Annotated in this window: 25 protein-coding genes; 17 read left to right on the top strand and 8 right to left on the bottom strand. The window is 65.7% G+C overall.

Annotated features, from left to right (window positions below):
• Position 1 precedes the first annotated feature (1 nt).
• Positions 2-868 carry a hypothetical protein gene (locus ACIA48_RS29060; protein ID WP_396739606.1) on the top strand — a complete coding sequence of 289 codons (867 nt, stop codon included), beginning with the start codon at positions 2-4 and terminating at the stop codon, positions 866-868.
• 9 nt (positions 869-877) lie between these two features.
• On the opposite strand, the gene ACIA48_RS29055 is transcribed toward ACIA48_RS29060, so the two are convergent.
• The 3 genes from ACIA48_RS29055 to ACIA48_RS29045 are packed head-to-tail and all read right to left on the bottom strand — an operon-like array spanning position 878 to position 6,013.
• Positions 878-2,227, bottom strand: a complete 1,350-nt coding sequence (locus ACIA48_RS29055; RefSeq protein WP_396739604.1) for an alpha/beta hydrolase — start codon at positions 2,225-2,227, stop codon at positions 878-880.
• 48 nt (positions 2,228-2,275) lie between these two features.
• Positions 2,276-5,605: a bifunctional lysylphosphatidylglycerol synthetase/lysine--tRNA ligase LysX gene (gene lysX, locus ACIA48_RS29050; RefSeq protein ID WP_396739602.1), complete on the bottom strand. Its 3,330-nt coding sequence runs from the start codon at positions 5,603-5,605 to the stop codon at positions 2,276-2,278.
• Positions 5,606-5,650: 45 nt separating this feature from the next.
• The gene (locus ACIA48_RS29045; RefSeq protein ID WP_396739600.1) at positions 5,651-6,013 is read right to left on the bottom strand and encodes a DUF1844 domain-containing protein; all 363 of its coding nucleotides are present in this window, start codon (positions 6,011-6,013) and stop codon (positions 5,651-5,653) included.
• Between the two features lie 214 nt (positions 6,014-6,227).
• Here ACIA48_RS29045 and infC point away from each other — a divergent pair, with 214 nt between their 5' ends.
• From infC to ACIA48_RS29025, 4 genes are read left to right on the top strand one after another with little or no spacing between them, the layout of a single operon-like run.
• Positions 6,228-6,833 carry a translation initiation factor IF-3 gene (infC, locus tag ACIA48_RS29040; RefSeq protein ID WP_163737240.1) on the top strand — a complete coding sequence of 202 codons (606 nt, stop codon included), beginning with the start codon at positions 6,228-6,230 and terminating at the stop codon, positions 6,831-6,833.
• Positions 6,834-6,844: 11 nt separating this feature from the next.
• On the top strand, positions 6,845-7,039 hold the full coding sequence (gene rpmI, locus ACIA48_RS29035) for a 50S ribosomal protein L35 (protein WP_006246154.1): 195 nt from the start codon (positions 6,845-6,847) through the stop codon (positions 7,037-7,039).
• A gap of 53 nt (positions 7,040-7,092) precedes the next feature.
• On the top strand, positions 7,093-7,482 hold the full coding sequence (gene rplT / locus ACIA48_RS29030) for a 50S ribosomal protein L20 (RefSeq protein WP_110318797.1): 390 nt from the start codon (positions 7,093-7,095) through the stop codon (positions 7,480-7,482).
• Between the two features lie 23 nt (positions 7,483-7,505).
• Positions 7,506-8,249: a TrmH family RNA methyltransferase gene (locus tag ACIA48_RS29025; RefSeq protein WP_396739597.1), complete on the top strand. Its 744-nt coding sequence runs from the start codon at positions 7,506-7,508 to the stop codon at positions 8,247-8,249.
• A 50-nt stretch (positions 8,250-8,299) separates the two neighbouring features.
• On the opposite strand, the gene ACIA48_RS29020 is transcribed toward ACIA48_RS29025, so the two are convergent.
• On the bottom strand, positions 8,300-9,079 hold the full coding sequence (locus tag ACIA48_RS29020; RefSeq protein ID WP_396739595.1) for an SDR family NAD(P)-dependent oxidoreductase: 780 nt from the start codon (positions 9,077-9,079) through the stop codon (positions 8,300-8,302).
• A gap of 56 nt (positions 9,080-9,135) precedes the next feature.
• Here ACIA48_RS29020 and ACIA48_RS29015 point away from each other — a divergent pair, with 56 nt between their 5' ends.
• On the top strand, positions 9,136-9,480 hold the full coding sequence (locus tag ACIA48_RS29015; protein ID WP_396739594.1) for a hypothetical protein: 345 nt from the start codon (positions 9,136-9,138) through the stop codon (positions 9,478-9,480).
• On the opposite strand, the gene ACIA48_RS29010 is transcribed toward ACIA48_RS29015, so the two are convergent.
• Both ACIA48_RS29010 and ACIA48_RS29005 read right to left on the bottom strand, forming a co-directional pair.
• On the bottom strand, positions 9,477-10,727 hold the full coding sequence (locus ACIA48_RS29010; RefSeq protein WP_396739592.1) for an acyl-CoA dehydrogenase family protein: 1,251 nt from the start codon (positions 10,725-10,727) through the stop codon (positions 9,477-9,479). The genes ACIA48_RS29015 and ACIA48_RS29010 overlap by 4 nt on opposite strands.
• Before the next feature lie 5 nt (positions 10,728-10,732).
• Positions 10,733-11,776, bottom strand: coding sequence for an oxygenase MpaB family protein (locus tag ACIA48_RS29005; protein WP_396739590.1), 1,044 nt, complete (start codon positions 11,774-11,776; stop codon positions 10,733-10,735).
• Positions 11,777-11,978: 202 nt separating this feature from the next.
• On the opposite strand from ACIA48_RS29005, the gene ACIA48_RS29000 reads away from it, so the two are divergent.
• From ACIA48_RS29000 to pheT, 3 genes are read left to right on the top strand one after another with little or no spacing between them, the layout of a single operon-like run.
• Complete coding sequence (locus ACIA48_RS29000; protein WP_396739588.1) at positions 11,979-12,851, top strand: adenylate/guanylate cyclase domain-containing protein; 873 nt, start codon at positions 11,979-11,981, stop codon at positions 12,849-12,851.
• A 27-nt stretch (positions 12,852-12,878) separates the two neighbouring features.
• Positions 12,879-13,922 carry a phenylalanine--tRNA ligase subunit alpha gene (gene pheS, locus ACIA48_RS28995; RefSeq protein WP_396739587.1) on the top strand — a complete coding sequence of 348 codons (1,044 nt, stop codon included), beginning with the start codon at positions 12,879-12,881 and terminating at the stop codon, positions 13,920-13,922.
• Positions 13,922-16,408, top strand: a complete 2,487-nt coding sequence (pheT, locus tag ACIA48_RS28990) for a phenylalanine--tRNA ligase subunit beta (RefSeq protein WP_396739585.1) — start codon at positions 13,922-13,924, stop codon at positions 16,406-16,408. Before pheS ends, pheT begins: the two co-directional genes overlap by 1 nt.
• A 3-nt stretch (positions 16,409-16,411) precedes the next feature.
• Here pheT and ACIA48_RS28985 read toward each other — a convergent pair whose 3' ends face one another.
• A complete protein-coding gene (locus ACIA48_RS28985) occupies positions 16,412-17,614 on the bottom strand; it encodes a cytochrome P450 (protein ID WP_396739583.1) in 1,203 nt (400 codons plus the stop codon).
• Between the two features lie 148 nt (positions 17,615-17,762).
• On the opposite strand from ACIA48_RS28985, the gene ACIA48_RS28980 reads away from it, so the two are divergent.
• Entirely contained in the window at positions 17,763-18,131 is a 369-nt protein-coding gene (locus ACIA48_RS28980) for an STAS/SEC14 domain-containing protein (protein ID WP_396739582.1), read from the top strand.
• Between the two features lie 3 nt (positions 18,132-18,134).
• Here ACIA48_RS28980 and ACIA48_RS28975 read toward each other — a convergent pair whose 3' ends face one another.
• Positions 18,135-18,677 (bottom strand): DUF6512 family protein, encoded by a 543-nt coding sequence (locus ACIA48_RS28975; RefSeq protein WP_396739580.1) that lies wholly within the window; start codon positions 18,675-18,677, stop codon positions 18,135-18,137.
• A 63-nt stretch (positions 18,678-18,740) separates the two neighbouring features.
• Here ACIA48_RS28975 and argC point away from each other — a divergent pair, with 63 nt between their 5' ends.
• Genes argC through ACIA48_RS28940 form a run of 7 tightly spaced genes read left to right on the top strand, consistent with a single transcriptional unit; the run spans position 18,741 to position 25,644 of the window.
• The gene (gene argC, locus ACIA48_RS28970; RefSeq protein ID WP_396739578.1) at positions 18,741-19,775 is read left to right on the top strand and encodes an N-acetyl-gamma-glutamyl-phosphate reductase; all 1,035 of its coding nucleotides are present in this window, start codon (positions 18,741-18,743) and stop codon (positions 19,773-19,775) included.
• Positions 19,772-20,989: a bifunctional glutamate N-acetyltransferase/amino-acid acetyltransferase ArgJ gene (gene argJ / locus ACIA48_RS28965; RefSeq protein ID WP_396739576.1), complete on the top strand. Its 1,218-nt coding sequence runs from the start codon at positions 19,772-19,774 to the stop codon at positions 20,987-20,989. The genes argC and argJ overlap by 4 nt, the downstream gene beginning before the upstream one ends.
• Positions 20,986-21,858 (top strand): acetylglutamate kinase, encoded by an 873-nt coding sequence (gene argB, locus ACIA48_RS28960; protein ID WP_396739574.1) that lies wholly within the window; start codon positions 20,986-20,988, stop codon positions 21,856-21,858. Before argJ ends, argB begins: the two co-directional genes overlap by 4 nt.
• On the top strand, positions 21,855-23,030 hold the full coding sequence (locus tag ACIA48_RS28955; protein ID WP_396739572.1) for an acetylornithine transaminase: 1,176 nt from the start codon (positions 21,855-21,857) through the stop codon (positions 23,028-23,030). The genes argB and ACIA48_RS28955 overlap by 4 nt, the downstream gene beginning before the upstream one ends.
• Complete coding sequence (gene argF / locus ACIA48_RS28950; RefSeq protein ID WP_396739570.1) at positions 23,027-23,950, top strand: ornithine carbamoyltransferase; 924 nt, start codon at positions 23,027-23,029, stop codon at positions 23,948-23,950. The genes ACIA48_RS28955 and argF overlap by 4 nt, the downstream gene beginning before the upstream one ends.
• A complete protein-coding gene (locus tag ACIA48_RS28945) occupies positions 23,881-24,441 on the top strand; it encodes an arginine repressor (RefSeq protein ID WP_396739569.1) in 561 nt (186 codons plus the stop codon). The genes argF and ACIA48_RS28945 overlap by 70 nt, the downstream gene beginning before the upstream one ends.
• Positions 24,442-25,644: an argininosuccinate synthase gene (locus ACIA48_RS28940; protein ID WP_396739567.1), complete on the top strand. Its 1,203-nt coding sequence runs from the start codon at positions 24,442-24,444 to the stop codon at positions 25,642-25,644. It begins immediately after the preceding gene.
• The last annotated feature ends 2 nt before the right edge of the window (positions 25,645-25,646 follow it).

Here is a 25,646-nt window from a genome sequence, read left to right as displayed (position 1 = left end):
CATGACGTCGACGTCCACCGTGACCTGGCACTGGCTGTCGCTGAACCCGGGGAAGCGCCGGACCGAGATCATCTATGTCGTCTGGTTTTTGATCTCGGTGCCGATTCAAGGATTGGTCGTCCTGAATCTCAGCTACGAGTCGCCCAACGACATCCCACTGGTGGGGCAGGCGCTCGTCATGGGGTTGGGCACGTTGATTTGGCCGCTGGTGTTACGCGTGCCGGAGGACGGGGGCCGCCCACTTTCAGAGCTCTACGGCTTTCGGATGGGCGTATTCCTCACGGTGTGGGCGGTGTTGGGCGGGTTCATCGGCACCGACCCCTGGTACGAGGTGCTGCACGGCCACTTCGCCTTCAACACCGAACTCAACCCAAACGGTGTGCCCCTGTTCATGCTGCCGATGACGATCTGCGTCTTCGGGTTCTATTCGGTCATCCTGGGCACGTTGTATCGCATCGCTACCCAGCTGCTGGATAGAACGTCGTCGATTCTCGCCCGAGACAGTTGGCTGCGCCATGGAATTCTCTGTGCAGTATTGGCCGTTCCGATGCCGTTGATCGAGACCTTCGCCTACTCAGGTTCCAACTATTGCTTCGACAACGGCGTCGGCATGTGGGGACTGAATGTGCTCATCTATGGAGCTTGGCACTTTTCCGCCATGTTGTTCTATACGAAATTCGACAGATTGCCGGTCGACCGAACGCCGCTGAAACTTGTTGCGCTGTCGGCATTCGCGACGGTCGGCATTCTGATGGTCTTGATGGCGATCACGAAGACGTTCATCGCCCCGCACTTTGTGGACGTACAACACGGGGAGCGGCAGATCAACGACTGGAGTGTCAGCAATTGCCTTGGGCCCAAACCCTGATGCTACCCGCTACTTGCTGGACACCTGAACGATCGGTGGGGGCGGTGGCGGTGTCGGCAAGGGTACGGGCGGAGCCCCCGGTGTGAGCAGTTGACCGGCCATCCAGGGCAGTGCGGCCGCAAAAGCCTGCGATGCGAAGGTCCAGTCGTGCTTACCGGATTGCATGACGACGGCGCAGTTGATCCCGTTGACGTTGCCCAGCGAGCACAGCGAATTCGCGGCCGAGCTCTGCGCGGGGGCCGCCTCGCTGTTGAGGGCGAACCAACCGGCGACTCCGTTGTAGTGGCCGTGCCGGTTGATGACGGTGGTGGGGTCGAACGATGCATACGCCGCTGCGTTGCCGCCGAACAGCCGTGCAATCGTTTCGTCCTTCGTGCCCGAGTTGGGGGCGATATCGCCGGCGATGTCCTCGAATGCGCTGAACATCTCGGGATGCATGACAGCCAGGTCGACGGCACACGTGCCACCCATCGACCAGCCGACCACACCCCAGTTCTCCCGGTGTGCGCTGACGCCGAACTTCGAAACCATGTATGGCACAACATCTTTAGTAAGATGATCGGCGACGTTGCCGCGACTGCCATTGACGCATTCGGTGTCGTTGTTGAATGTGCCGCCCGCGTCGACGAAGACTAGCACCGGCGCATTGCCGCCGTGCGCGGCCGCGAAGCTGTCCGCGACGGCCACCGCGTTGCCGATCCGGACCCAATCGGCGGGCGTGTTGAACTCCCCGCCGATCATCATGATCGTCGGCATGGGCGGCGGAGGGTCGGTCGCATACCAGGCGGGCGGCAGGTAAACGAGCTCGTCGCGATGCTTGAAGCCCGACGCGCCGTCGCCAATCTGCACCGGCACCACAGTGCCTTTCGCGGGAATCTGGTGGCGGTGCTGCAGTGCTAGCACGGTCACCTGATCCGTTTGATCTGGCAGCGGGCCTGCGGTCAGTTGGTTCCACGCGGTCTGCACGGTGGGGAAGTAGCCCGTCCACAGATTCAGCGCAAACGCGGCACTCAAAAGGCACAGCGGTACCGCCGAGGCCGCCACGGCGCGCCGCCACCACGTCGAACCGCGCCAGCCCGCCACGAGCACACCCGCCGCGGTGCCCGTCAGCCCGATCCACACCCAGAGCCCGTCGGGCGCGGGATTGTCGGCCAGGCCTTCCGATTCGACGTACCAGTACGCGCCCGCCGTCAGTGCGATCCCGCACAGCGCGGCCCACGGCACCCACACATATCGCCAGCGCCGGATGCCCCAGTAGATGGCCGCCACCATCGCTATACCGGCCAGAACCTGGACCGTGGTCGGAATCCAGCCGTGCAGCAGCGACCCGTGGTGGCGCAGCAGCTCGCGAAGCGTCACGGCCACAAGAGTGACCGACGATCCTTGTGCCCCGCTGTGAATCAGCTGCTAACGCGGTTTGGCTAAGGGGAAGGGCAGCGTCTCGCGGATGCTGCGACCGGTGATCAGCATCACGACACGGTCCACACCCATGCCGAGGCCACCGGTCGGCGGCATCGCGTACTCCATCGCCTGCAGGAAGTCCTCGTCGAGCTCCATCGCTTCCGGATCGCCGCCCGAGGCCAGCAGCGATTGTTCCTGCAGACGGCGACGTTGCTCGACGGGATCGGTCAACTCGCTGTAGGCGGTGCCCAATTCGACCCCCCACGCCACCAGGTCCCACCGTTCGGCGACGCCGGGGATGCTGCGGTGCGGCCTGGTCAGCGGAGACACCGACGTGGGGAAGTCCTTGTAAAACGTGGGTGCTTCGGTGCGGTCCTCCACCAGGTGCTCATAGAGTTCGAGTACCACGGCCCCGGTGTCCCAATGGGTCAGATAGGGAATCTTCGCGCCGTCGCACAGCCTGCGCAGCGTCGTCAGGTCCGTCTCGGGCCCGATCTGTTCGCCCAGCGCCTCCGACACCGCGTCGTGCACGGTCTTGACGGTCCAGTCGCCCGATATGTCAACGGGTTCCAGCGCACCGTCCTCGCGGGGACGCATGAACACATGCGCCCCGTTGGCGGCCTGTGCGGCGTTTTGGATCAACTCGCGGCAGCCGTCGATCCACACGTTGTAGTCCGCGTGTGCCTGATAGGCCTCCAGCAGCGTGAACTCGGGGTTGTGGCTGAAGTCGACGCCTTCGTTGCGAAACGCTCGGCCCAACTCGAAGACACGCTCGACGCCACCGACGCATAGGCGCTTGAGATAGAGCTCAGGCGCGATGCGCAGATACAGGTCGAGGTCGTAGGCGTTGATGTGCGTGAGGAACGGCCTGGCGTTGGCGCCGCCGTGGATCTGCTGCAGTATCGGCGTCTCGACCTCCAAAAACCCTTTCTCGAAAAGGGTTTCGCGGATTGCGTGCAGGACTCCGCTGCGCGCACGGATGAGATCGCGAGCCTCGGAGTTGATCGCCAGGTCGACGTACCGGGCGCGAACTCGCGCCTCCTGGTCGGTCAGCCCTTTCCATTTGTCGGGCAGCGGGCGCAGGCACTTGCCGATCATCCGCCAGCTGAGCACGATCAGCGAACGGGTGCCCTTCTTGCTGAAGCCCATCGTGCCGGTCACCTGGATCAGATCGCCCAGGTCGATGGCGTGTGTGAAATCTACCGTCGTACCGTCTTCAAGCTGCGAATTGTCAAGCAGCAGCTGGACTTCCCCGGACCAGTCGCGCAGTTGAGCAAACAGCACGCCGCCGTAGTCGCGGATGCGCAGGACCCGCCCGGCGACGGACAGCGTGCCGGCACCCTCGGATTCGAGCGCGGCGAGGACCGCGTGGCTGGGTTCTTCTCCGACGGGATAGGCGTCGATTCCGTTGTCCTGCAACGCCTTGAGCTTGGCCATCCGTACTCGGACCTGTTCGGGCAGCCGGGACTGTTCCTCCTCGTCCAGATCGGCCTGGAGCTGGTCGACGTCGGGGGCGGTGCCGTCATGGTGCAGCAGGCCACGGTCGACGATGCTTTGCGGGACTGCGGTGTGGTGGCCGGTGTGCGGCTGCTTGTGACGCCGAGAGAAAGGCAACACCAGGAAGCCTTCCGCGATCACCGACGCGACGCCGACGCGGGGGACCAGTCGCGCGTCCTCGTAGCACGCATAGCGCGGTACCCACTCAGGCTGGTACTTCATGTTCGAGCGGTACAGCGTCTCCAATTGCCACCAGCGGGAGAAGAACACCAGCAGTGCCCGCCACAGCCGGGCGATCGGGCCTGCGCCCAGCTGAGCGCCCTGTTCGAACGCCGAGCGGAACATCGCGAAGTTCAGCGAAACACGCGTCACTCCAATGCCTTCGGCCTGCATACACAGCTCGCTGACCATCAGTTCGATGGTGCCGTTGGGGGATTGCGGCGACCTGCGCATGAGGTCCAGTGACGCTCCGTTGGCCCCCCACGGCACCAGGGACAACATCGCGACGACTTGATCACCGCCGGCCCCTGGCTGAACGGCCTCGACGAGCAGACAGTCGCCGTCGGCCGGGTCGCCCAGCCGGCCCAGCGCCATGGAGAAGCCGCGCTCGTCGTCGGTATCGCGCCAGGTGTCGGCCCGCTCGACGACCGTGGCCATCTCTTCGGCGTCGAGATCGCGATGCCTTCGAATCCGCACCGAGGCGCCGGCGCGCCGTGCGCGCGTCACGGCCTGCCGCACTGCGCGCATGTCCGGGCCAGACAAGCGGAAGCTGTCCGGATAGAGGATTGCCTCGTCACCGAGTTGCAACGCGTTGAGCCCGGCCGCGCGAAACGCTTCGGCTCCAGTCGAACTCGCGCCCATCACCCCCGGTGCCCAGCCGTAGGCCTGGCACAGCGACAGCCACGCCTCGATCGCCTGGGGCCACGCTTTCGGATCGCCGACGGGATCGCCACTGGCCAGGCATACGCCGACCTCGACGCGATAGGTGATGGCGGCGCGGCCGTTGGGTGCGAACACGACGGACTTGTCCCGACGTGTCGCGAAGTAGCCCAATGAGTCGTTCTTGCCGTACAACTCGAGCAGTCCTCGGATCGCCGACTCGTCTTCACCGGTGAGGGCGTTCTCCGCGCGCTGGGACTGAAACAGCACGATTGCCGCGACCATCAGCGCCAGTGCACCGAACAGACCGAGCAGGGCATTGGCCACGACGTGGGGGTGACCGGTGAACGAGTCGGAGCTGGCGCCTGCGAAGGCGCCCACCCGGTTCAGCGCGTACCAGAAGCGGTCCTCGCGGGCCAGAGTCCCGGGCCGAACTTCGAGCAGGCCCCAACCGATCAGGGTGCCGACGACCAACCCGGCGACAAGTGTTGCCGCCGCTTTGATCAGTGCGCCGCGGCGCACCTTGGCCCAGAACTCCTTGCGTGCCAGCACGAGAAACGCGATGGCCGCGACGTGGAACGCGAGCCCGATGATCTCGCCGGTTTCCTCCAGCCACGATTCGTCGCCGGAGAGAAGGTCGCCGACATTCCAGCCGACCGCCGCGATCATGTATCCGACGAGGATCCACCAGGCGATGCTCTTGCGGGCCGCCAATGCCGCCGCCAGCAGCGCCAGCACGAAAGCCCACGCGAAGCTGGTGTCCGGGAAGTTGAAGATGTAGTCGTTGACGAACTCGCGGGGCACCTTGATCAGCGACCGGACGGTTGGCGACACACTCGCGACCAGCGACAGCGTGGCGATGATGCCGACGATCCAGCCGGCTGCGGCGGGCACCCACCTGAACGCGGAGGTCCGACGCGGTTTCGCCGTCGCTGAGCCGGCCGGACTTGTGACGGTCATAAGGCGCGAGGATATTCGCTCTTCCTCGCAAATTGGTGCTACTGGCTACCAGACCGGGCCGGTGTATTTTTCCCCGGGACCGTGGCCCGGTTCCTCCGGTGCGGCACTCGCCTCACGGAACGCCAACTGCAGGCTCTTCAGGCCGTCGCGCACCGGGCCGGCGTGCGGGCCGAGGTACTCAGCGGAGGCCGTCACCAACCCTGCCAGCGCGGTGATGAGCCGACGCGCCTCGTCGAGGTCGCGGTGCGGGCTCTCGTCGGGGTCCTGGGCCGACAGCCCGAGCTTTTCCGCCGCCGCGCTCATCAACATGACGGCCGACCGGGTGATCACCTCGACGGCAGGAATATCAGCCAGCTCGCGGGTCGGCAGGTCAGCGGCCGGTTCGGGCGATGCGGGATCCTGAGTCATGCCTGGTAGACTCCCACGTGCGACCGTCCCGGCGTACGCCAGGGACAGCAAGTGGAGTCCCACTCCCACCGCTGACCATACCGGTACAGCGGTCCGGTCACAGGCATCCGATGCCTGTCCTGGTCGGCTATGGGCCCTGCTTTGAGCAGGGCTTTTCTGTTCAGTGAACAGATGCTGATGGGTGGGGTTCCTAGACGACAACATAGGAGGCCCCATCAGCACTGAGACCCGCGTCAACGAGCGCATCCGCGTACCTGAAGTCCGTTTGATCGGACCAGGCGGCGAGCAGGTAGGCATTGTGCGCATCGAAGACGCTCTCCGCGTCGCCGCGGATGCCGATCTCGACCTTGTCGAAGTGGCCCCAGACGCCAAACCACCGGTTTGCAAGATCATGGACTACGGCAAGTTCAAATACGAGACGGCTCAGAAGGCGCGCGAGTCTCGCAAGAACCAGCAGCAGACCGTCGTCAAGGAACAGAAGCTGCGTCCCAAGATCGACCCGCACGACTACGAGACCAAAAAGGGCCACGTGGTCCGCTTCCTGCAAGCGGGATCCAAGGTCAAGGTGACGATCATGTTCCGCGGACGTGAGCAGTCGAGGCCCGAGCTGGGCTACCGACTCCTACAGCGGTTGGGCGCCGACGTCGCCGATTACGGCTTCGTCGAGACGTCAGCCAAGCAGGACGGCCGCAACATGACGATGGTGCTGGCACCGCACCGCGGCGCGAAGACTCGCGCCAAGGCGGCGCACGATGCCGACGCTCCCGCCGCGCAACGCGCGCAGCCCGAGAGCGCACCGACCGAAACACCACAGAACTGAACTGAGGACACATGCCAAAGGCGAAGACCCATAGCGGCGCTTCCAAGCGGTTCCGGGCCACCGGAACCGGAAAGATCGTGCGCCAGAAGGCGAATAAGCGGCACTTGCTCGAGCACAAGTCGAGCAAGCGCACTCGCCGGCTGGACGGCCGCACCGAGGTGGCGGCAAACGACGTCAAGCGCGTCAAGAAGCTGCTCAACGGCTGAGCGCCCCAACTCCTGTCCCTACCGGACGAACCTGAACGAAGAGGAATACCCCCATGGCACGCGTAAAGCGCGCAGTGAACGCGCAGAAGAAGCGCCGCACAGTACTCAAGGCATCCAAGGGCTACCGCGGTCAGCGGTCGCGGCTGTATCGCAAAGCCAAAGAGCAGCAGCTGCATTCGTTGACCTACGCCTACCGTGACCGGCGTGCCCGCAAGGGCGAGTTCCGCAAGCTGTGGATCTCCCGGATCAACGCGGCGGCCCGCGCCAACGACATCACCTACAACCGGTTGATCCAGGGCCTGAAGGCCGCCGGTGTCGAGGTGGACCGCAAGAACCTTGCCGAGATCGCCGTCAGCGATCCCGCCGCCTTCACCGCGCTGGTCGAGGTTGCCAAGGGTGCGCTGCCCGAGGATGTCAACGCACCGTCCGGAGAGGCAGCCTGACACTTACCGAGCGCTCCGCTCGGGTGGCGGCAGCAATCAAGCTGCACCGTCACGTCGGACGACGCCGCGCCGCACGCTTTCTCGCAGAGGGATCGAACCTCGTCGAGGCTGCGATGCGGCGCGGACTCGTTTCCGAGGTCTTTGTCACCGAGGCCGCGCAGGCCCGATTTGCGTCGTTGCTGACCGACGCACAGGTGCACGTGGTAACCGAGCGTGCCGCAAAGGCGTTGTCGGACACGGTGACTCCGGTTGGCATGGTGGCGGTGTGCTCGGTGCCCGAGACGTCGCTTGGCGACGTGCTGGCCGCTTCGCCACGGCTACTGGCCGTTGCGGCGGAGATCTCCGAGCCTGGTAACGCGGGCACATTGATTCGCGTCGCCGATGCTATGGGTGCGGACGCTGTCGTGCTCGCGGGTCATAGCGTCGATCCGTACAACGGCAAGTGTCTGCGCGCCTCGGCTGGAAGCATCTTCTCGATTCCGGTCGTCTCCGAGCCGGACGCCACCGCGGCGGTGTCGGCGATCAGCGCAGCGGGTCTCGCGGTGCTGGCTACCACCGTCGACGGCGAAATATTGCTTGACGACGCGGATCTCGCGAGCCCCACGGCGTGGCTGTTCGGGCCCGAGGCGCACGGCCTGTCGGCCGAGCTGGCGGGAATGGCCACCCATCAGGTGCAGATCCCGATGCCGGGCAACGCCGAAAGTCTCAACGTCGCGTCGGCTGCGGCGATCTGTCTGTATCAGAGCGCGCGGGCGCTGCGCTTGTAACGGCATGGCGAAAAGCACGCCAAAATCTCGCCGTCCGGTTACATCCGGCGCTAGTTGGACTTGAGAAGCTGCTCGGAGATCTGCACCATCAGCCGGCGCGGCGTGATTCGGTAACCGCTGGCGAGCAGCGAGTTTCGCCATCCTGAGACCACGGTCGGAGTGGACTTGCCCAGCGCGGCCATCGCGGTGTCGACGACCTGCTTGGCGGTCTGCCTGCCGTCGGTAAGGAATTCTTCTCCGGTACGGGCGAAGAACTCCGTCTCCGTGGCGCCGGGGCAGAGCGCAAAAACGCGTACCCCGGTTCCCTTGCACTCCTGCCATAGCGCCTCGGAGAACGACAGTACGAACGCTTTCGTGGCGCCGTAGACCGCCATGCCCGGCGTCGGCTGGAAGGCCGCGGTCGACGCGACGTTGATGACGATGCCGTGGCCTGCTGCCGTCATCGCGGGCAGATACGCCGCCGTCAGGTCGACCAGCGTGCCGCAGTTGAGCTGAATCTGCGCTGCGTTCGCGGCCGCCTCCTGGCCGACGAACTTGCCGTGCAGCCCGACACCGGCGTTGTTCACCAGAATGTCGATGGTCCGGCCCAGTTCACTGACCTTTGCCGCCAGGTCGGGGCCGGAGCCCGGCACGGCGAGATCGGCGGGGATCACGTCCACCGTGAGCTCGGGATGCCGTTCCGTCAGAGTCGCGCGCAGCCCCGCGAGCTTCTCGGCGCGGCGCGCGACCAGCACCAGGTTGACGCCGCGCTTGGCGAACTGGACGGCGAACTCCTCGCCGATTCCTCCGCTTGATCCGGTGATCAACGCTGTTCTGCTTTTCAGGTCCACGGATTCAGGCTAGCGGCGCCGGCGGATATGTCGTACCCCCGTGCGATCGTCTGCGCATGAGCGACTCGCTAGAGGTGAGGGGTACCGATCTTCGATATCTGCTCACGGCGTACTTGTTCGATTATGGTCCCGCGACGGTCGACGAGTTGGTGGAAGCGCTGACTTATCACGGCTTCCGCCCAGCCGGGCGTGCGTCGAAGGCGGTGTCGGAGGCACTGCGCTGGGAGATATTTCAAGGCAGGGCAGTGCGGGTCCGACGCGGCCAATACCGACCCGGGACGATGCCGCCAGCTACCGCAGACCGAATCTACAAACGAGTGCGCGCATTGCATGACGACGTCGCTGAACTGTCGCTGCGAAGCAGGCGGCTCCGGACCCCGCCGATCCCGCCGGCGGCCTAGCGATCGCTGAGCAGACCCCTCGCGACGTGGGTGATCTGGACCTCGTTGCTGCCTGCGTAGATCATCAGCGACTTGGCATCACGCGCGAGCTGTTCGACGCGGTACTCAGTCATGTAGCCGTTGCCGCCGAACACCTGCACTGCCTCCATCGCGACGTCGGTGGCGGCCTGAGAGCAGTACCACTTGATCGCCGACGCCTCAGGCAGCGAGATCGGCTGACCCTTCTCCGCTGACTCGATCACCCGGAAAAGGATGTTGCGCACGTTCATTCGGGCGACTTCCATATTCGCGAGCTTGAGCTGGATCAGCTGGAACTGCCCGATTTCCTGACCCCACAGCTTTCGTGTCTTCGCGTAGTCGATGCACAGCCGGAGGCATTCCTCGATGACGCCCAGCGACATCGCCGCGACGCCGATCCGTTCGGCGGAGAAGTTCGACCGCGCACTGGCGCGGCCGTCGCCCGCCGAACTGTCCTCGGTTTCACCGAGCAACCTGTCACGGCCCAGCCGCACATTGTTGAAGAACAGCTCGCCGGTACGGGAGCTGTGAATGCCCATCTTGCTGAACGGCTTTGACTGGACGAATCCCTCCATGCCGCGGTCGAGCACGAACGTCAGCACCTTACGGTCGCGCTTGTCCTGGGCACTCTTACTGCCGTCGCCCTCGTCGAGTTTCGCGTACACCACGACCACGTCGGCGTCCGGACCGTTGGTGATGAACGTCTTCTGGCCGTTGAGGATGTAGTCGTCGCCGTCACGCACGACGTAGGACTTCATGCCGCCGAACGCATCCGAGCCCGAGTCGGGTTCGGTGATCGCCCATGCGCCGATCTTGTCGTAGGTGACCAGGTCGGGCAGCCAGCGCTCTTGCTGGGCGAGCGTGCCGCGGCCCTGGATGGTCGGCACCGTCAGTCCGAGGCTGACTCCCATTCCGGTGACGATGCCCATCGACACCTTGCAGAGCTCGCTGACGACGACGAACCCCATGCCACCCGAGCCGCCGCCGAACATGCCGCCGCCGCCTGAGGACTTGTCCGACGAGCCGCCGTCACGAAGCTTCGCAAGCCGCTTGTTCAGCGAGTCGCGAGCCATGTCGGCGATCCCGAACGTCGCGAACAGCTTTCGGATGATCGGGTAGGGCTCCATGTCGCCGCTTTCGAGGTCGTCGACATGTGGGCGAATCTCTTTGTCAACGAACTCGCGCACGGCATCGCGCACGGCAAGATCTACGTCAGTCCATTCGAGCATGCGCTCTAGGCTGCCTTACCGCGCCCGCGCGCCGGACGCAGCCCCGCCAATGAGAACGTGGTGTGCACCAAAGACCCTGCTCGGTCGAGCAGCGACTTGCGCGGCGGCACGTAGTGCATGGGCAGACCGTGGCGATCGCGTGGCGGTGCCATGAACGCGGGCGCCTCGACCAACGGCGCGTCTTCGGGCAGCTTGCCCTCGGCGCGGCGGTAGGCCGCCAGCGCGCGCGGGTGCAGCCGGATCTCGTCGGGCACCGCGACAAACGCCAACTCGACGAGCTTCCCGAAAACCCGCAACAACACCTCGTCGCCCGGCGTCCACCGCATGCCGGCCTTCTCGCGCACCGCCGGGTCGAACAAGCCCGCCGCGATCCACCGCTGCGCGCCGACCATCGGCTTGAAGAGTTGATCCCAGACGGGTGTCGGCATCAGCACGAACCACGGCTTGGGGATGCGGATCGTGAAGATGTCGAGCGTTGCGCGGTTGATCTCCAACTCGTCGCGGCACTTGGCGTCCCAGTACTCGCAGAACTCGTCCCAGGTGTCGGGTACCGGCCGCATGCTCATGCCGTACATCCGGTACCACTGCACGTGTTCGTCGAACAGCTGGCGCTTCTCGGCCTCGGTGAGTCCTCCGCAGAAGTACTCAGCGGTCTTGATGATCAACATGAAGAACGTGGCGTGCGCCCAGTAGAACGTCTCGGGGTTCAGCGCGTGATAGCGGCGGCCTTCACCGTCGACGCCCTTGATTGTGTTGTGGTAGCTCTTGATCTGCTGGCCGGTTTGTGCGGCGCGGTCACCGTCGTAGACGACCCCCATGATCGGGTACACCGAACGCGCGACGCGCTGCAGCGGCTCGCGTAGCAGGATCGAATGGTCCTCGACGCCGGCGCCGAGTTCGGGATACATGTTCTGAATCGCTCCGATCCAGACGCCGAGCATGCCGGTCCGCAGATCGCCGAAGTACTTCCACGTCAACGAGTCGGGGCCGAGCGGATCAGCGCGGTCGATGGGACGTCTCGCATCGTGCGAAGTCGATCTCAGGGTCATCGGTTCTCACCCCTGTCTGCTCCTCGCGTGCGCGGCGCGAATCCAAGCCAACTGTTAGACCATCACGATAATGTTGACAACGCGCGTTGTCTACGATTTGCCAGGCGTGGCGAAACAGCGTTATCCAGCCTCCACATGGGCTCCACTCGGCCGTGACCAGCCGGTTTATCCGCATATCGGCGGTCAAACTAGGCTGGCGCGTGTGGATGAGGTCGAGTCGATCGACGAACGATCTGGCAGACAGTCATCTGGCCCCGTCGCGTGGCTGAAAAGCACGAATCACAGCCCGTCCGTCATCGCCTTCCTGCGCCGCGCACGACGCGCACTTCCCGGTGATCCCGAGTTCGGCGATCCGCTGTCGGCGTCCGGTGAAGGAGGCCCGAGTGCGGCAGCCCGCGCGGCCGATCGGCTGCTGCATCGTGAGGCCGCCTCCCGTGAAGTCAGCCTGGGTGCGCTGCAGGTGTGGCAGGCGCTGACCGAGCGCGTATCCGGCAAGCCCGCCTACAGCGAGGCAACGATCGTCTTCACCGACCTGGTGGGCTTCTCGGCATGGTCGCTCAGTGCCGGAGACGACGCCACCCTCAAGCTTCTGCGCCGCGTTTCGCAGGTCGTCGAGCCGCCGCTGCTGGAGGCGGGCGGCCAGATCGTCAAACGCATGGGCGACGGCATCATGGCCGTCTTCCTACGGCCGACGACGGCGGTTGCCGCCGCGGTCAAGGCGCGGGAAGCGGTGAAATCCCTTGACGTGGACGGCTATACCCCGCGAATGCGTGTCGGGATCCACACCGGCAGGCCGCAGCGGATCGGCTCGGACTGGTTGGGCGTCGACGTGAACATCGCCGCGCGGGTGATGGCTCGGGCCACCAGGGGCGAGTTGGTGATATCGCAGGCGACGCTGGATGGCCTCTCCGCCGAAGATCTCGACGTCTTGGGGGTTGACGCCAAACGACTGCGCAAGCAGGTATTCGCGGCCAAACAGGACGGGGTGCCCGCCGATTTCGTCATGTATCGGCTGAAATCGCGTCCGCTGGTGCCGGGCGATCCTGAGCAGGACGGCGACCCGTTGGGGGAGTAGGCCCGAGCGACGCCTTATGATCGCCGGGTGGCTGATCAGCCAATAGACCTGTCTGACGAAGCGTTGACGAAGGCTGTCAGCGCGGCTCGGCATGCCTTCGACGCGTCGGATGACCTCGACGCTCTTGCCCGCGCCAAGACCGAGCAACTGGGCGACCGCTCGCCGATCGCGCTCGCGCGCCAGGCGCTCGGATCGTTGCCCAAGATCGACCGTGCCGACGCGGGCAAGCGGGTCAACGTGGCGCGCACCGAGGTGCAGCAGGCATACGACGAGCGGCTCACGGTCCTGCGCGCCGAGCGTGACGCGGCCGTGCTGATCGCCGAGCGCATCGACGTGACGCTGCCGTCGACCCGTCAGCCAGTCGGTGCCCGCCACCCGATCACGATCCTCGCCGAGCATGTCGCCGACACGTTCGTCGCGATGGGTTGGGAACTCGCCGAGGGCCCCGAGGTGGAAACCGAGCAATTCAACTTCGACGCGCTCAACTTCCCGCCAGACCATCCGGCGCGCAGTGAGCAGGACACCTTCCACATCGCCCCCGACGGGTCCCGGCAGGTGCTGCGCACACACACTTCGCCGGTGCAGATCCGGGCACTGCTGGAGCGCGACCTACCGGTCTACATCATCTCGATCGGGCGCACCTTCCGCACCGATGAACTGGACTCCACACACACCCCCGTCTTCCATCAAGTGGAGGGACTGGCCGTCGACAAGGGGCTGACGATGGCCCACCTGCGCGGAACACTCGATGCTTTCGCCCGCTCCGAATTCGGACCCGAGGGCCGGACCCGATTCCGTCCGCACTTCTTCCCGTTCACCGAACCGTCCGCCGAGGTCGATATCTGGTTCCCGAACAAGAAGGGCGGCCCCGGCTGGGTGGAGTGGGGTGGATGCGGCATGGTCAATCCGAATGTGTTGCGCGCCTGCGGTATTGACCCGGAGGTCTACAGCGGGTTCGCGTTCGGCATGGGGTTGGAGCGCACCCTGCAGTTCCGCAATGGCATTCCCGATATGCGCGACATGGTCGAGGGCGACGTGCGCTTTTCGCTGCCGTTCGGGGTTGGAGCCTGATGCGCCTGCCCTACAGCTGGCTGCGCGAAGTCGTCCAAGCCGGCGCTCTCGGCTGGGACGTGTCAGCCGAGGAACTGGAACAGACCCTGATCCGCATCGGTCACGAGGTCGAGGAGATCATTCCCGTCGGACCCGTCACCGGACCGTTGACCGTCGGCCGGGTTGCCGAGATCGAGGAGCTCACCGAGTTCAAGAAGCCCATTCGCGCGGTCAAGGTCGATGTCGGCGAAGCCGAACCACGTGACATCGTCTGCGGGGCAACCAACTTCGCGGTCGGTGACCTCGTCGTGGTCGCGCTGCCCGGCTCGGTACTGCCGGGCGACTTCGCCATCGCCACCCGCAAGACTTACGGTCGCACCAGCGACGGCATGATCTGCTCGACCGCAGAGCTCAATCTCGGCACGGACCATTCCGGCATTCTCGTGCTGCCGAAGGGCACCGCGGAGCCGGGAACACCTGCCGCTGAGTTGCTCGGCCTCGACGACGTCGTGTTCAACCTGGCGATCACCCCCGACCGCGGCTACTGCCTGTCGGTGCGCGGTATGGCCCGCGAGATCGCCAATGCCTACGATCTCGACTACGTCGACCCAGCCGACATCGCGCCGCTGCCTGTCGAGGGTGAGGCGCTGCCGCTGACGATCGACGCTGGCACCGGAGTGCTGCGCTTCGGCCTGCGTCCGGTCACCGGCATCGATCCAGAAGCGGTGTCACCGTGGTGGATGCAGCGACGGCTGTTGTTGTCGGGCATCCGCTCCATCTCACCGGCCGTCGACGTCACCAACTACGTGATGCTCGAGATCGGGCACCCGATGCACGCACATGATCGCAGCCTGATCACCGGCGGCTTCCGGGTCCGCTTCGCCGAACCGGGGGAGACGGTCATCACGCTCGACGACATCGAACGACGCCTCGATCCGGCGGACGTGCTCATCGTCGACGACGTCGCCACGGCTGCGATCGGCGGCGTGATGGGCGCAGGCACCACGGAGGTTCGCGACAGCACCGTCGATGTGCTGCTCGAGGCTGCGGTTTGGGATCCCGCCGCGGTATCGCGAACGCAGCGGCGCCTGCACCTCAACAGCGAGGCGGGCCGTCGCTACGAACGCACCGTCGATCCGGCGATCTCCGTCGCCGCGCTGGATCGCTGCAGTGCCCTGCTGGCCGAAATCGCCGGGGGCACAGTAGAGCCCACGCTGACCGACTGGCGCGGCGATCCGCCTCGCGAGGACTGGTCGCTCGCGCCGGTCAGCATGCCCGTCGATCTACCCGACCGCATGGCGGGCGTGGACTACGCGGCGGGCACGACGGAAAGGCGCCTCACCCAGATCGGCGCCGAGGTCGTGGTGAAGGACGGTCAGGTGACCGCGACGCCGCCGAGCTGGCGTCCCGATCTTCGTCAGCCCGCGGACCTCGTCGAGGAGGTATTGCGGCTGGAGGGCCTCGAAATCATTCCATCGGTGCTGCCGCTCGCGCCGCCCGGACGCGGTCTGAGCCCGGCGCAGAAGCGGCGGCGGGCGATCGGAAAGTCGCTGGCGCTCAACGGCTACGTCGAGATCCTGCCGACCCCGTTCCTGCCCGCGGGGATCTTCGATCAGTGGGGCCTGCCCGGGGACGACGCGCGCCGGTCCACGACCCACGTGATGAATCCCTTGGAGGCCGATCGACCTCAACTGGCGACGACGCTGCTGCCAGGATTGTTGGAGGCGTTGGGGCGCAACGTGTCCCGCGGCGCCGTCGACACCGCGTTGTTCGCGATCGCCCAGGTGGTCGAGCCGACGACGGAAACCGGAGCGGTGGACCGCATTCCGACCGACCGGCGGCCCACGTCGGACGAGATCGCGACGCTCGATGCCTCGCTGCCGCATCAGCCGCAGCACGTCGGTGCCGTGCTGACCGGCCTGCGGGAGCCGGCGGGTCCGTGGGGGCGGGGGCGGCCCGTTAACGCCAGCGATGCGTTCGAGGCGGTTCGCGTCATCGGCCGAGCTGCGGGCGTGGAACTCGCGCTGCGGCCCGCCCAGCACCTGCCGTGGCACCCGGGCCGTTGCGCCGAGGTTGTCATCGGCGACGTCGTCGTCGGATACGCGGGCCAACTGCACCCCGCCGTCATCGAGCGGTCCGGTCTGCCCGCAGGGACGTGCGCCGTCGAACTGAACCTGGACGCGATCCCGCTCACCGAAGCGCTGCCTGCACCGGCCGTGTCGCCGTTCCCCGCAGTGTTCCAGGACGTCGCCCTGATCGTCGGCGAGGACGTCGCCGCGCAGAGCGTGATCGATGCTGTCCGCGAGGGTGCGGGTGAACTTCTGGAGGATGTCCGGTTGTTCGACGTCTACACCGGGCCGCAGATCGGCGACGGCCGCAAGTCCCTGGCGCTGGCGTTGCGGTTCCGCGCCGGCGACCGCACCCTCACCGAGGACGAGGCCAGTGCCGCCCGCGACGACGCGGTTCAGGCGGCGGCCGATCGTGTCGGAGCCGAGCAGCGCCGCTGACCGTCAGGCCGCCGCGGTGCTGCTGACGAGTAGCCGTGTCGGGCTCCGTCCGAGCACCTGCCGCCATGGGATCTCTGCAGGATCTTCGATGAGGTGTAGCGGCGGATCCGCGGCAAGCAGAGCGCGCAGGGATTCTTCAACGGCAAGCTTGGCCAGCGCGGTGCCAAGGCAGTAATGCGTGCCCGCACCGAAATTCAGCAGCTTCGGTGTGTCGGGCTTGGTGAAACGATCGGGGTCGAAGTGATCGGGTTCGTGCCATGCTGACTCGTCCCGGCACGCGGAGGCGACGCACAAGAAGACCATCGATCCAGCCGCAATCGTATTGCCGTGCAGGTCAATAGGCGCCACGGCAGTTCGCGGAATGATCGGAATGCTCGGTTCCATCCGGATGGTTTCCGATGCGACGCTGGCCAGCCGAACATCGTCCTCGTGAACCCCACCGAGTTGACCGAGGTGCTGCAGCGCGACGAGGGCGCTGCATGGAATCTGGCTACCGGCCGTATCGTGTCCGGCGACTAGCAGATTGGCGATCATGGTCACGGTTTCGTCGTGGGTCAGCCGCTCACCGTCGGCCTCCGCCGCCCGCAATGAGGTGATCAAATCGTCGTGCGGTTCCGCGGCGCGACGGGTGGTCAAGCCGTCGACATAGCTTTGCAATTCGGTGACCGCTTGTGTCGCTGCCGCGATCTGTTCAGCCGTCATCACACCGAAGACCGGACTCAATGCGTCGGCCCATTCGGTGAACACCGCGACATCGCTGTCCGGCACGCCGAGGAGGCGGCAGATCAGCCGCGTTCCGAGAGAGGAGGCCGCTGACAGATCGCCGCCGTCTCGGACGGCCACGATCGCCTCCGTCGTCATCTGTTGAGCAGTCGCGCGCAGAGCGTCAACGGATCTCGGCGTGAAAGCCCGCGAGACAAGCGACCGTATCCGTCGGTGATAGTCGCCTTCGGTGGTGAACATGAGGTTGCGATACCAGTCGCGCAGTGGCCCGTCGGTGATACCCATTAAGTCGAACAGGGAGAGTCCGACGCCGATGAGCCGGTGGTCGTGCGCCAGCGCCTCGACGTCCGCCTGGCGGAGTGCGATGACTGCGCCAGTTGCGCCATCAGTGGCGAGCGGGCCCTGCGCCGCCGCTTCGCGCAACATCCCGTGCAGGTCCCCGGCAAATGTGGTCGAAAGATCGATCGCTGAAAATGCCCCCATTGGATGAGTATCGACCCGCAGGTCGACACCCGTCTCTCAAAAGGCGCTCACAGAACGCGGCCGCTTCCGTTGGCAAAGAATCTCCACCTGCGTACGCGCACTAGAAAAATCCTGGAAGAGTCGCCTTATTCGGAGTAGGACGGTAGGCATGATCGAGGTACTGCAGGACATGCCGCCGGGAGTCTCGGGTCTTCGTGTATCGGGCAAGGTGACCGGCGACGAAATCAGCCAGTTCATGCCTGAAATGGAGAAGCTGCTCGGATCCGGGGAAGTCAGGATCGTCGAGGTCATCGAATCGGACTACGAGGGTTTCGGCCGTGGCGGTTTGGTCGAGGACCTCAAACAGGGGTTCGGCACGCTCATCCATCATCATTCGGCCTTCAAGCGCATCGCGATCGTCACCGACAAGGAGTGGGTGGGGCACACGGTGCACTTGGTGGGTTGGATGGTGCCGGGTGAGCTGGAAGTATTCGGCCTCGACGACCTCGAGCGCGCTAAGGAATGGGCTGCCGCCTGATCGTCAGGCGCGGCTGATCCCGTACCCACCGGTGATCTGATCTCTGAAAAGCTCCAGACGCGGTGGTGCGAAAGTGGTCAACATGAACACGAAGACGGGCACGAGCAGCGCGACCAAGCCGCGCCATGCCGATTCTGGGGTATCGGTCGTGCTTGTGACGGCATACGACGCCAGCTGGCCGACGACCACCGCGACGATGAATATGGATCCGTCGACAATCAGCCGGACACGCATGTCTGTGATCGACAATAACGCGGTCGTCAGAAAATACAGACCGAGCATGACGACGCACATGGCATAAAAGCCAACCGCACGCGCGCCAGGCAGCGAGGACGAGCCGGCGCCGACGGCTGACTGCGTTGCGGTGAGGAACAGAAGTGGCCAGTACGCCATCTTCAGGTGTTCCCACACGCTCTCATTGATCGGGCACAGCACCGCGAAGGCTCGTCGGCGACCGCTCCAGTCGAAACAGAAATGCAGAAGGGTCCCTGCCACGATGACCACCGGGATGCCCGCCAGATCCCAGGTCAGCGCGTGATCCTGCATGGCGCTGACGCTACCCGAATAATGGATTTGCATAGCGCTGCATAACCATGCAGAATCGTTTGCATGACTTCCGTCGCAGTGGCCGGTGCCAGCGGATATGCAGGTGGAGAGATTCTGCGACTGCTCCTGGGACACCCTGCGTATGCAGACGGACGGCTGACGATCGGAGCGCTCACCGCCGCTGCCAGCGCCGGCACCATGCTCGGTGAGCACCACCCGCATCTACTGCCGCTGGCCAACCGGACACTGGACGCTACCGACGCCGACACCCTCAAGGGTCACGACGTCGTCTTCCTCGGGCTGCCGCACGGTCATTCCGCGGCCCTCGCCGATCAACTCGGCAGCGACACCGTCATCGTCGACTGCGGTGCGGATTTCCGGCTCACCGATGCCGGCGCATGGGAACGCTTCTACGGGTCGTCACACGCGGGCAGCTGGCCGTACGGGCTCCCGGAACTGCCGGGTGCCCGCGACCGGTTGCGCGGTGCCAACCGCATCGCGGTCCCGGGCTGCTATCCGACTGCGGCACTACTCGCGCTCTGGCCCGCGATCGCCGAGGATCTCATCGAGTCCGCGGTCACCGTCGTCGCCGTCAGCGGTACCTCGGGCGCGGGACGAGCCGCCAAGGTTGACTTGCTGGGTTCGGAGGTCATCGGGTCGGCGCGGGCCTACAACGTCGGCGGCAAACACCGGCACACCCCCGAGATTGCGCAGGGCCTGAAAGCCGTCACCGACAAAGACGTCACCGTGTCGTTCACCCCGGTGCTCATTCCGACGTCGCGCGGCATCCTGGCCACCTGCACCGCGAGGACCACCGCACCGCTGTCGCAGATCCGCGCTGCCTACGAGAAGGCTTATGACGCCGAGCCTTTCATTCACCTGCTGCCCGAGGACCAGCTGCCCAAGACCGGCGCGGTGATCGGGAGCAACGCCGCTCAACTCGCGGTCGCCGTCGACGAGGACGCGTCGACGTTCATCGGTATCGCCGCGATCGACAACCTTGTGAAGGGCACCGGCGGGGCGGCTGTGCAATCGATGAACCTCGCGCTGGGTTGGCCGGAAACGGAAGGACTTTCGATCGTGGGTGTGGCGCCATGACATCCGACACGACGGATACTGCGCGGCTGGTCCGCAACCAGGGTGTCACCGCGCCCGCCGGCTTCCGGGCGACCGGAATCGCCGCGGGCATCAAGGCTTCTGGCGCACTGGACCTCGCGCTGGTGTTCAACGAGGGGCCCGACCACACGGCAGCGGCAGTGTTCACCCGCAACAAGGTGAAGGCCGCGCCGGTGCTGTGGTCGCAGCAGGTGCTCACCACCGGGCGGCTGCGGGCGGTCGTGCTCAACTCCGGTGGCGCCAATGCCTGTACCGGGCCGGGTGGCTTTCAGGACACCCATGCCACCGCAGAGGCCGTGGCCACCGCGCTGTCCGACTGGGGCACCGAGACCGGGGCCATCGAGGTCGCCGTGTGTTCCACCGGGCTCATCGGCGACCGGCTGCCAATGGACAAGATGCTGGCCGGCGTGACCGAGATCGTCCACGAGATGGCGGGCGGGCTGACCGGGGGCGAGGAGGCCGCCCGGGCCATCATGACCACCGACACCGTGCCGAAACAGGTTGCGCTGCACCACAGTGGCAACTGGACGGTCGGCGGTATGGCCAAGGGTGCGGGCATGCTCGCGCCATCGCTGGCGACGATGTTGTGTGTCATCACCACCGACGCCGTCGCTGATGGCGCAGCTCTCGATCAGGCACTGCGCAAGGCGGCCGCGATGACGTTCGACCGGCTCGACGTCGACGGCAGCTGCTCGACCAACGACACCGTATTGCTGCTGGCCTCCGGCGCCAGCGAGATCGCGCCGAGTCAAAGCGATCTCGAAGAGGCGGTGCTGCGGGTCTGTGACGATCTGTGCGCACAGCTGCAGGCTGACGCCGAGGGGGTGACCAAGCGCGTCGTTGTCACCGTGACTGGTGCGGCGTCCGATGAGGACGCACTGACCGCGGCCCGGGTCGTGGCCCGCGACAGCCTCGTGAAGACCGCGCTGTTCGGGTCCGACCCCAACTGGGGCCGTGTGCTCGCCGCGGTCGGTATGGCGCCGGTGGCACTGGAACCCGATCGGATCACCGTGTCGTTCAACGGTTCTGCGGTATGCGTCGACGGTGTCGGCGCGCCGGGCGCCCGGGAGGTCGATCTGTCCGGCGAAGAGATCAACGTCGTCATCGATCTGGGCGTTGGCAACGGCACGGCGTCGATCCGCACGACCGACCTGTCGCACGCCTACGTCGAAGAGAACTCGGCGTACAGCTCATGACGCTCGCGACGCCGGTCAAGGCGCAGGTGCTCGCCGCGGCCCTGCCGTGGCTCAAGCAGCTGCACGACAAGATCGTGGTCGTGAAGTACGGCGGCAACGCAATGACCGACGACACCCTCAAGGCCGCGTTCGCGGCGGACATGGTGTTCTTGCGTAACTGCGGCATCCGGCCCGTTGTCGTCCACGGCGGCGGCCCGCAGATCAGCGCGATGCTCAAAAAGCTCGGTATCGCAGGGGATTTCAAAGGCGGCTTCCGCGTCACCACACCGGAGGTGCTCGACGTCGCCCGGATGGTGCTGTTCGGACAGGTCGGGCGTGAGCTGGTCAACCTGATCAATGCGCACGGTCCGTACGCTGTCGGCGTCACGGGCGAGGACGCGCACCTGTTCACCGCCGTGCGCCGTCAGGTGACGGTTGACGGGGTGGCTACCGATATCGGCCTGGTCGGCGACGTCGAAAAGGTGGATGCGGGCTCATTGCTTGATCTCATTGGAGCGGGCCGTATTCCGGTGGTCTCGACGATCGCTCCAGACGCCGACGGCGTGGTGCACAACATCAACGCCGACACCGCAGCAGCGGCGCTCGCCGAGGCACTCGGCGCCGAGAAGCTGGTGATGCTCACCGACGTGGAAGGTCTTTACACCAACTGGCCGGACCGCGGGTCGCTGGTCAGTGAGATCGACACTGCCGCACTGGCTCAGCTGCTGCCGAGGTTGGAGTCGGGCATGGTGCCCAAGATCGAGGCCTGCCTCCGCGCGGTATCGGGTGGGGTGCCCAGCGCGCACGTCATCGACGGCCGCGTCGAACACTGTGTACTTGTCGAACTGTTCACCGACGAGGGGACGGGAACGAAGGTGGTGAGCGCATGACTCTCGCGCAGCGGTGGGAAGCCGTGATGATGGACAACTACGGCACGCCGCCCCTGGCGTTGTTCAGCGGCGACGGTGCCGTGGTCACGGATGTCGACGGCAAGTCGTATATCGACCTGCTCGGCGGTATCGCGGTCAACATCCTGGGCCATCGCCACCCCGCCGTCATCGAGGCCGTCACTCGGCAGATGAACACGCTGGGGCATACGTCGAACCTGTACGCCACCGAACCGGGCATCGCGCTCGCCGAGGCGCTGGTCGACCTGCTCGGTGTCGACGGCGCGCGGGTCTTCTTCTGCAATTCGGGCGCGGAGGCCAACGAGGTCGCGTTCAAAATCAGTCGGCTCACAGGCCGCACGAAACTCGTTGCTGCGCAGGGAGCGTTTCACGGCCGCACAATGGGGTCGCTGGCGCTGACCGGTCAGCCGTCGAAGCAGGAACCGTTCGCCCCGCTGCCCGGCGATGTCACCCATGTTCCGTACGGCGATGTCGAGGCGCTCAAGGCCGCGGTCGACGACCAGACCGCCGCGGTGTTCCTCGAACCGATCATGGGCGAGGGTGGCGTCGTGACGCCGCCCGCCGGATACCTGGTGGCGGCGCGTGAGATCACCGCAGCGCACGGCGTGCTGTTGGTGCTCGACGAGGTGCAGACCGGAATGGGCCGCACCGGAGCGTTTTTCGCGCATCAACACGACGGCATCACGCCCGATGTCGTCACGCTGGCCAAAGGCCTCGGTGGTGGGCTGCCGATCGGTGCCTGCATTGCGACCGGCGACGCAGCCGGGATGCTGACTCCCGGGTTGCATGGCAGCACGTTCGGCGGCAATCCCGTCTGCACGGCCGCCGCGCTCGCCGTGCTGCAGGTGCTGGCCGACGACGACCTGGTGGGCCGCGCCGGAGTCCTCGGCAAGACGCTGCACCACGGTATCGAGTCGCTCGGCCATCCGCTGGTCGACCACGTTCGCGGTCGCGGGCTCATGCTCGGAGTCGTTCTCACGTCCGATGCGGCCAAACCGGTCGAGGTCGCGGCGAGGGAGGCGGGATTCCTTGTGAATGCACCGGCCCCGAACGTGATTCGCCTGGTCCCGCCGCTGATCATCACCGAAGCGCAGATCGAGAATTTTCTCGGCGCGCTTCCCGGCGTACTCGACACGGGAGCAGCAGCGTCATGACACGGCATTTCTTACGTGACGACGATCTCACGCCCGATGAGCAGGCCGAGGTACTGGCGCTCGCCGCGGAACTGAAGAGCGCACCGTTCAGCCGTCGCCCGCTGGACGGTCCGCGCGGTGTTGCCGTCATCTTCGACAAGAACTCCACGCGAACCCGGTTCTCGTTCGAGATCGGCATCGCCCAACTCGGCGGTCACGCGGTGGTCGTCGACGGCCGCAGCACCCAGCTCGGCCGCGAGGAAACGCTCGAGGACACCGGCCAGGTGTTGTCCCGCTACGTGGATGCCATTGTGTGGCGGACATTCGCCCAAGAACGGTTGACCGCCATGGCTTCCGGCGCGACCGTCCCGGTCGTCAATGCGCTGTCCGACGAGTTCCATCCCTGCCAGATACTGGCCGACCTGCAGACCCTGGCCGAACGCAAAGGTCAACTCAACGGGCTGCGGATGACGTATCTCGGCGACGGCGCCAACAACATGGCGCACTCACTGATGCTCGGTGGCGTCACCGCGGGCATCAGTGTCACCATCGCGGCGCCGTCCGGTTTCGAGCCGAACCCGGAATTCGTTGCCGCCGCGAGGAAGCGGGCCGCCCAGACGGGGGCGACCGTCACGTTGACGGCCGACGCTTCGGCTGCCGCCGATGGCGCCGACGTGCTCGTTACCGACACGTGGACGTCGATGGGGCAGGAAGACGACGGGCTGGACCGGGTCGGCCCGTTCAAGCCGTTCCAGATCAACACGGATCTGCTGGGCCGAGCTGACTCGGACGCCGTTGTGCTGCACTGTCTTCCAGCGCACCGGGGATACGAAATCACCGATGAGGTGATCGACGGACCGCAGAGCGCAGTATGGGACGAAGCCGAGAACCGGTTACATGCGCAGAAGGCGCTACTGGTGTGGTTGCTGGAGCGATCGTGACGTCAGCTGCCACTCGCGCCGGTCGTCAGGCTCGCATCGTGTCGATCCTGTCGTCGCAAGCGATTCACAGCCAGGGTGAGCTGGCGACGATGCTTGCCGACGAGGGCATCGAGGTCACCCAGGCGACGTTGTCCCGGGATCTCGAGGAACTCGGCGCGGTCAAACTGCGGGGCGCCGACGGCGGGGTCGGCGTGTACGTCGTCCCCGAGGACGGCAGCCCAGTGCGCGGCGTTTCCGGTGGCACCGAACGAATGTCGCGGCTGCTCGCCGACCTTCTCGTTTCCACCGACGCCAGCGGCAACCTCGCCGTGCTGCGGACCCCGCCGGGCGCCGCTCACTACCTTGCCAGCTCGATGGACCGCGCTGCGCTGCCGTATGTGGTCGGCACCGTCGCCGGCGACGACACCATCCTGGTGATCGCCCGTGAGCCGATGACCGGCTCCGAGCTGGCGGCGAAACTCGAAAGCATCCAACAAAAGGAGATCAGTTAAATGTCCGAGCGCGTCGTCTTGGCGTATTCCGGTGGTTTGGACACCTCGGTCGCTATCAGCTGGATCGGAAAGGAGACCGGCCAAGAGGTGGTCGCGGTCGCCATCGATCTCGGCCAGGGCGGCGAGGACATGGAGGTCGTCCGGCAGCGGGCCCTCGACTGTGGTGCGGTCGAGGCGGTGGTCGTCGACGCCAGGGACGAATTCGCCGAGCAGTACTGCCTTCCTGCGATCCAGTCCAATGCGCTGTACATGGACCGATATCCGCTGGTGTCGGCGCTGAGCCGGCCTCTGATCGTCAAGCACCTCGTGGCGGCCGCGCGCGAGCACGGTGGCGGCATCGTCGCGCACGGTTGCACCGGCAAGGGCAACGACCAGGTGCGATTTGAGGTCGGGTTCGCCTCGCTGGCACCGGATCTCGAGGTGCTCGCACCGGTCCGCGACTACGCCTGGACCCGCGAGAAGGCCATCGCGTTCGCTGAGGAGAATGCGATCCCGATCAACGTCACCAAGCGCTCGCCATTCTCCATCGACCAGAATGTCTGGGGCCGCGCCGTGGAAACCGGGTTCCTCGAACACCTGTGGAACGCGCCGACGAAGGATGTCTACGACTACACCGAGGATCCAACGGTCAACTGGAACACGCCCGACGAGGTCATCGTCGGATTCGAACGCGGCGTTCCTGTTTCGATCGACGGCCGCGACGTGAGCGTGTTGCAAGCGATCGAGGAACTCAACCGCCGCGCGGGCGAACAGGGTGTCGGCAGACTCGACGTCGTCGAGGACCGCTTGGTCGGCATCAAGAGCCGGGAGATCTACGAAGCCCCCGGTGCCATGGTGCTGATCACCGCGCACACCGAACTCGAGCACGTCACGCTGGAGCGCGAACTCGGCCGGTTCAAGCGCGGCACCGACCGCAAGTGGGGCGAGTTGGTGTACGACGGCCTCTGGTACTCGCCGTTGAAGGCTGCCTTGGAGTCGTTTGTCGCCAAGACCCAAGAGCACGTGTCCGGTGAGATCCGGATGGTGTTGCACGGCGGGCATATCGCCGTCAACGGCCGGCGCAGCGCCGAGTCACTGTACGACTTCAACCTCGCGACCTACGACGAGGGCGACACGTTCGATCAGTCGTCGGCCAAGGGCTTCGTGCACGTGCATGGTCTGTCGTCGAAGATCTCCGCCCAGCGGGACCTGGCAGGCCAGTAAGC

Origin of the sequence: Mycobacterium sp. NPDC051804 (genome assembly GCF_044452905.1) — a bacterium.
In the GTDB taxonomy this organism is placed as follows: domain Bacteria; phylum Actinomycetota; class Actinomycetes; order Mycobacteriales; family Mycobacteriaceae; genus Mycobacterium.
The sequence above is the reverse complement of the archived record's forward strand: the minus strand, read 5'-3'. Positions and strand labels throughout refer to the sequence as shown.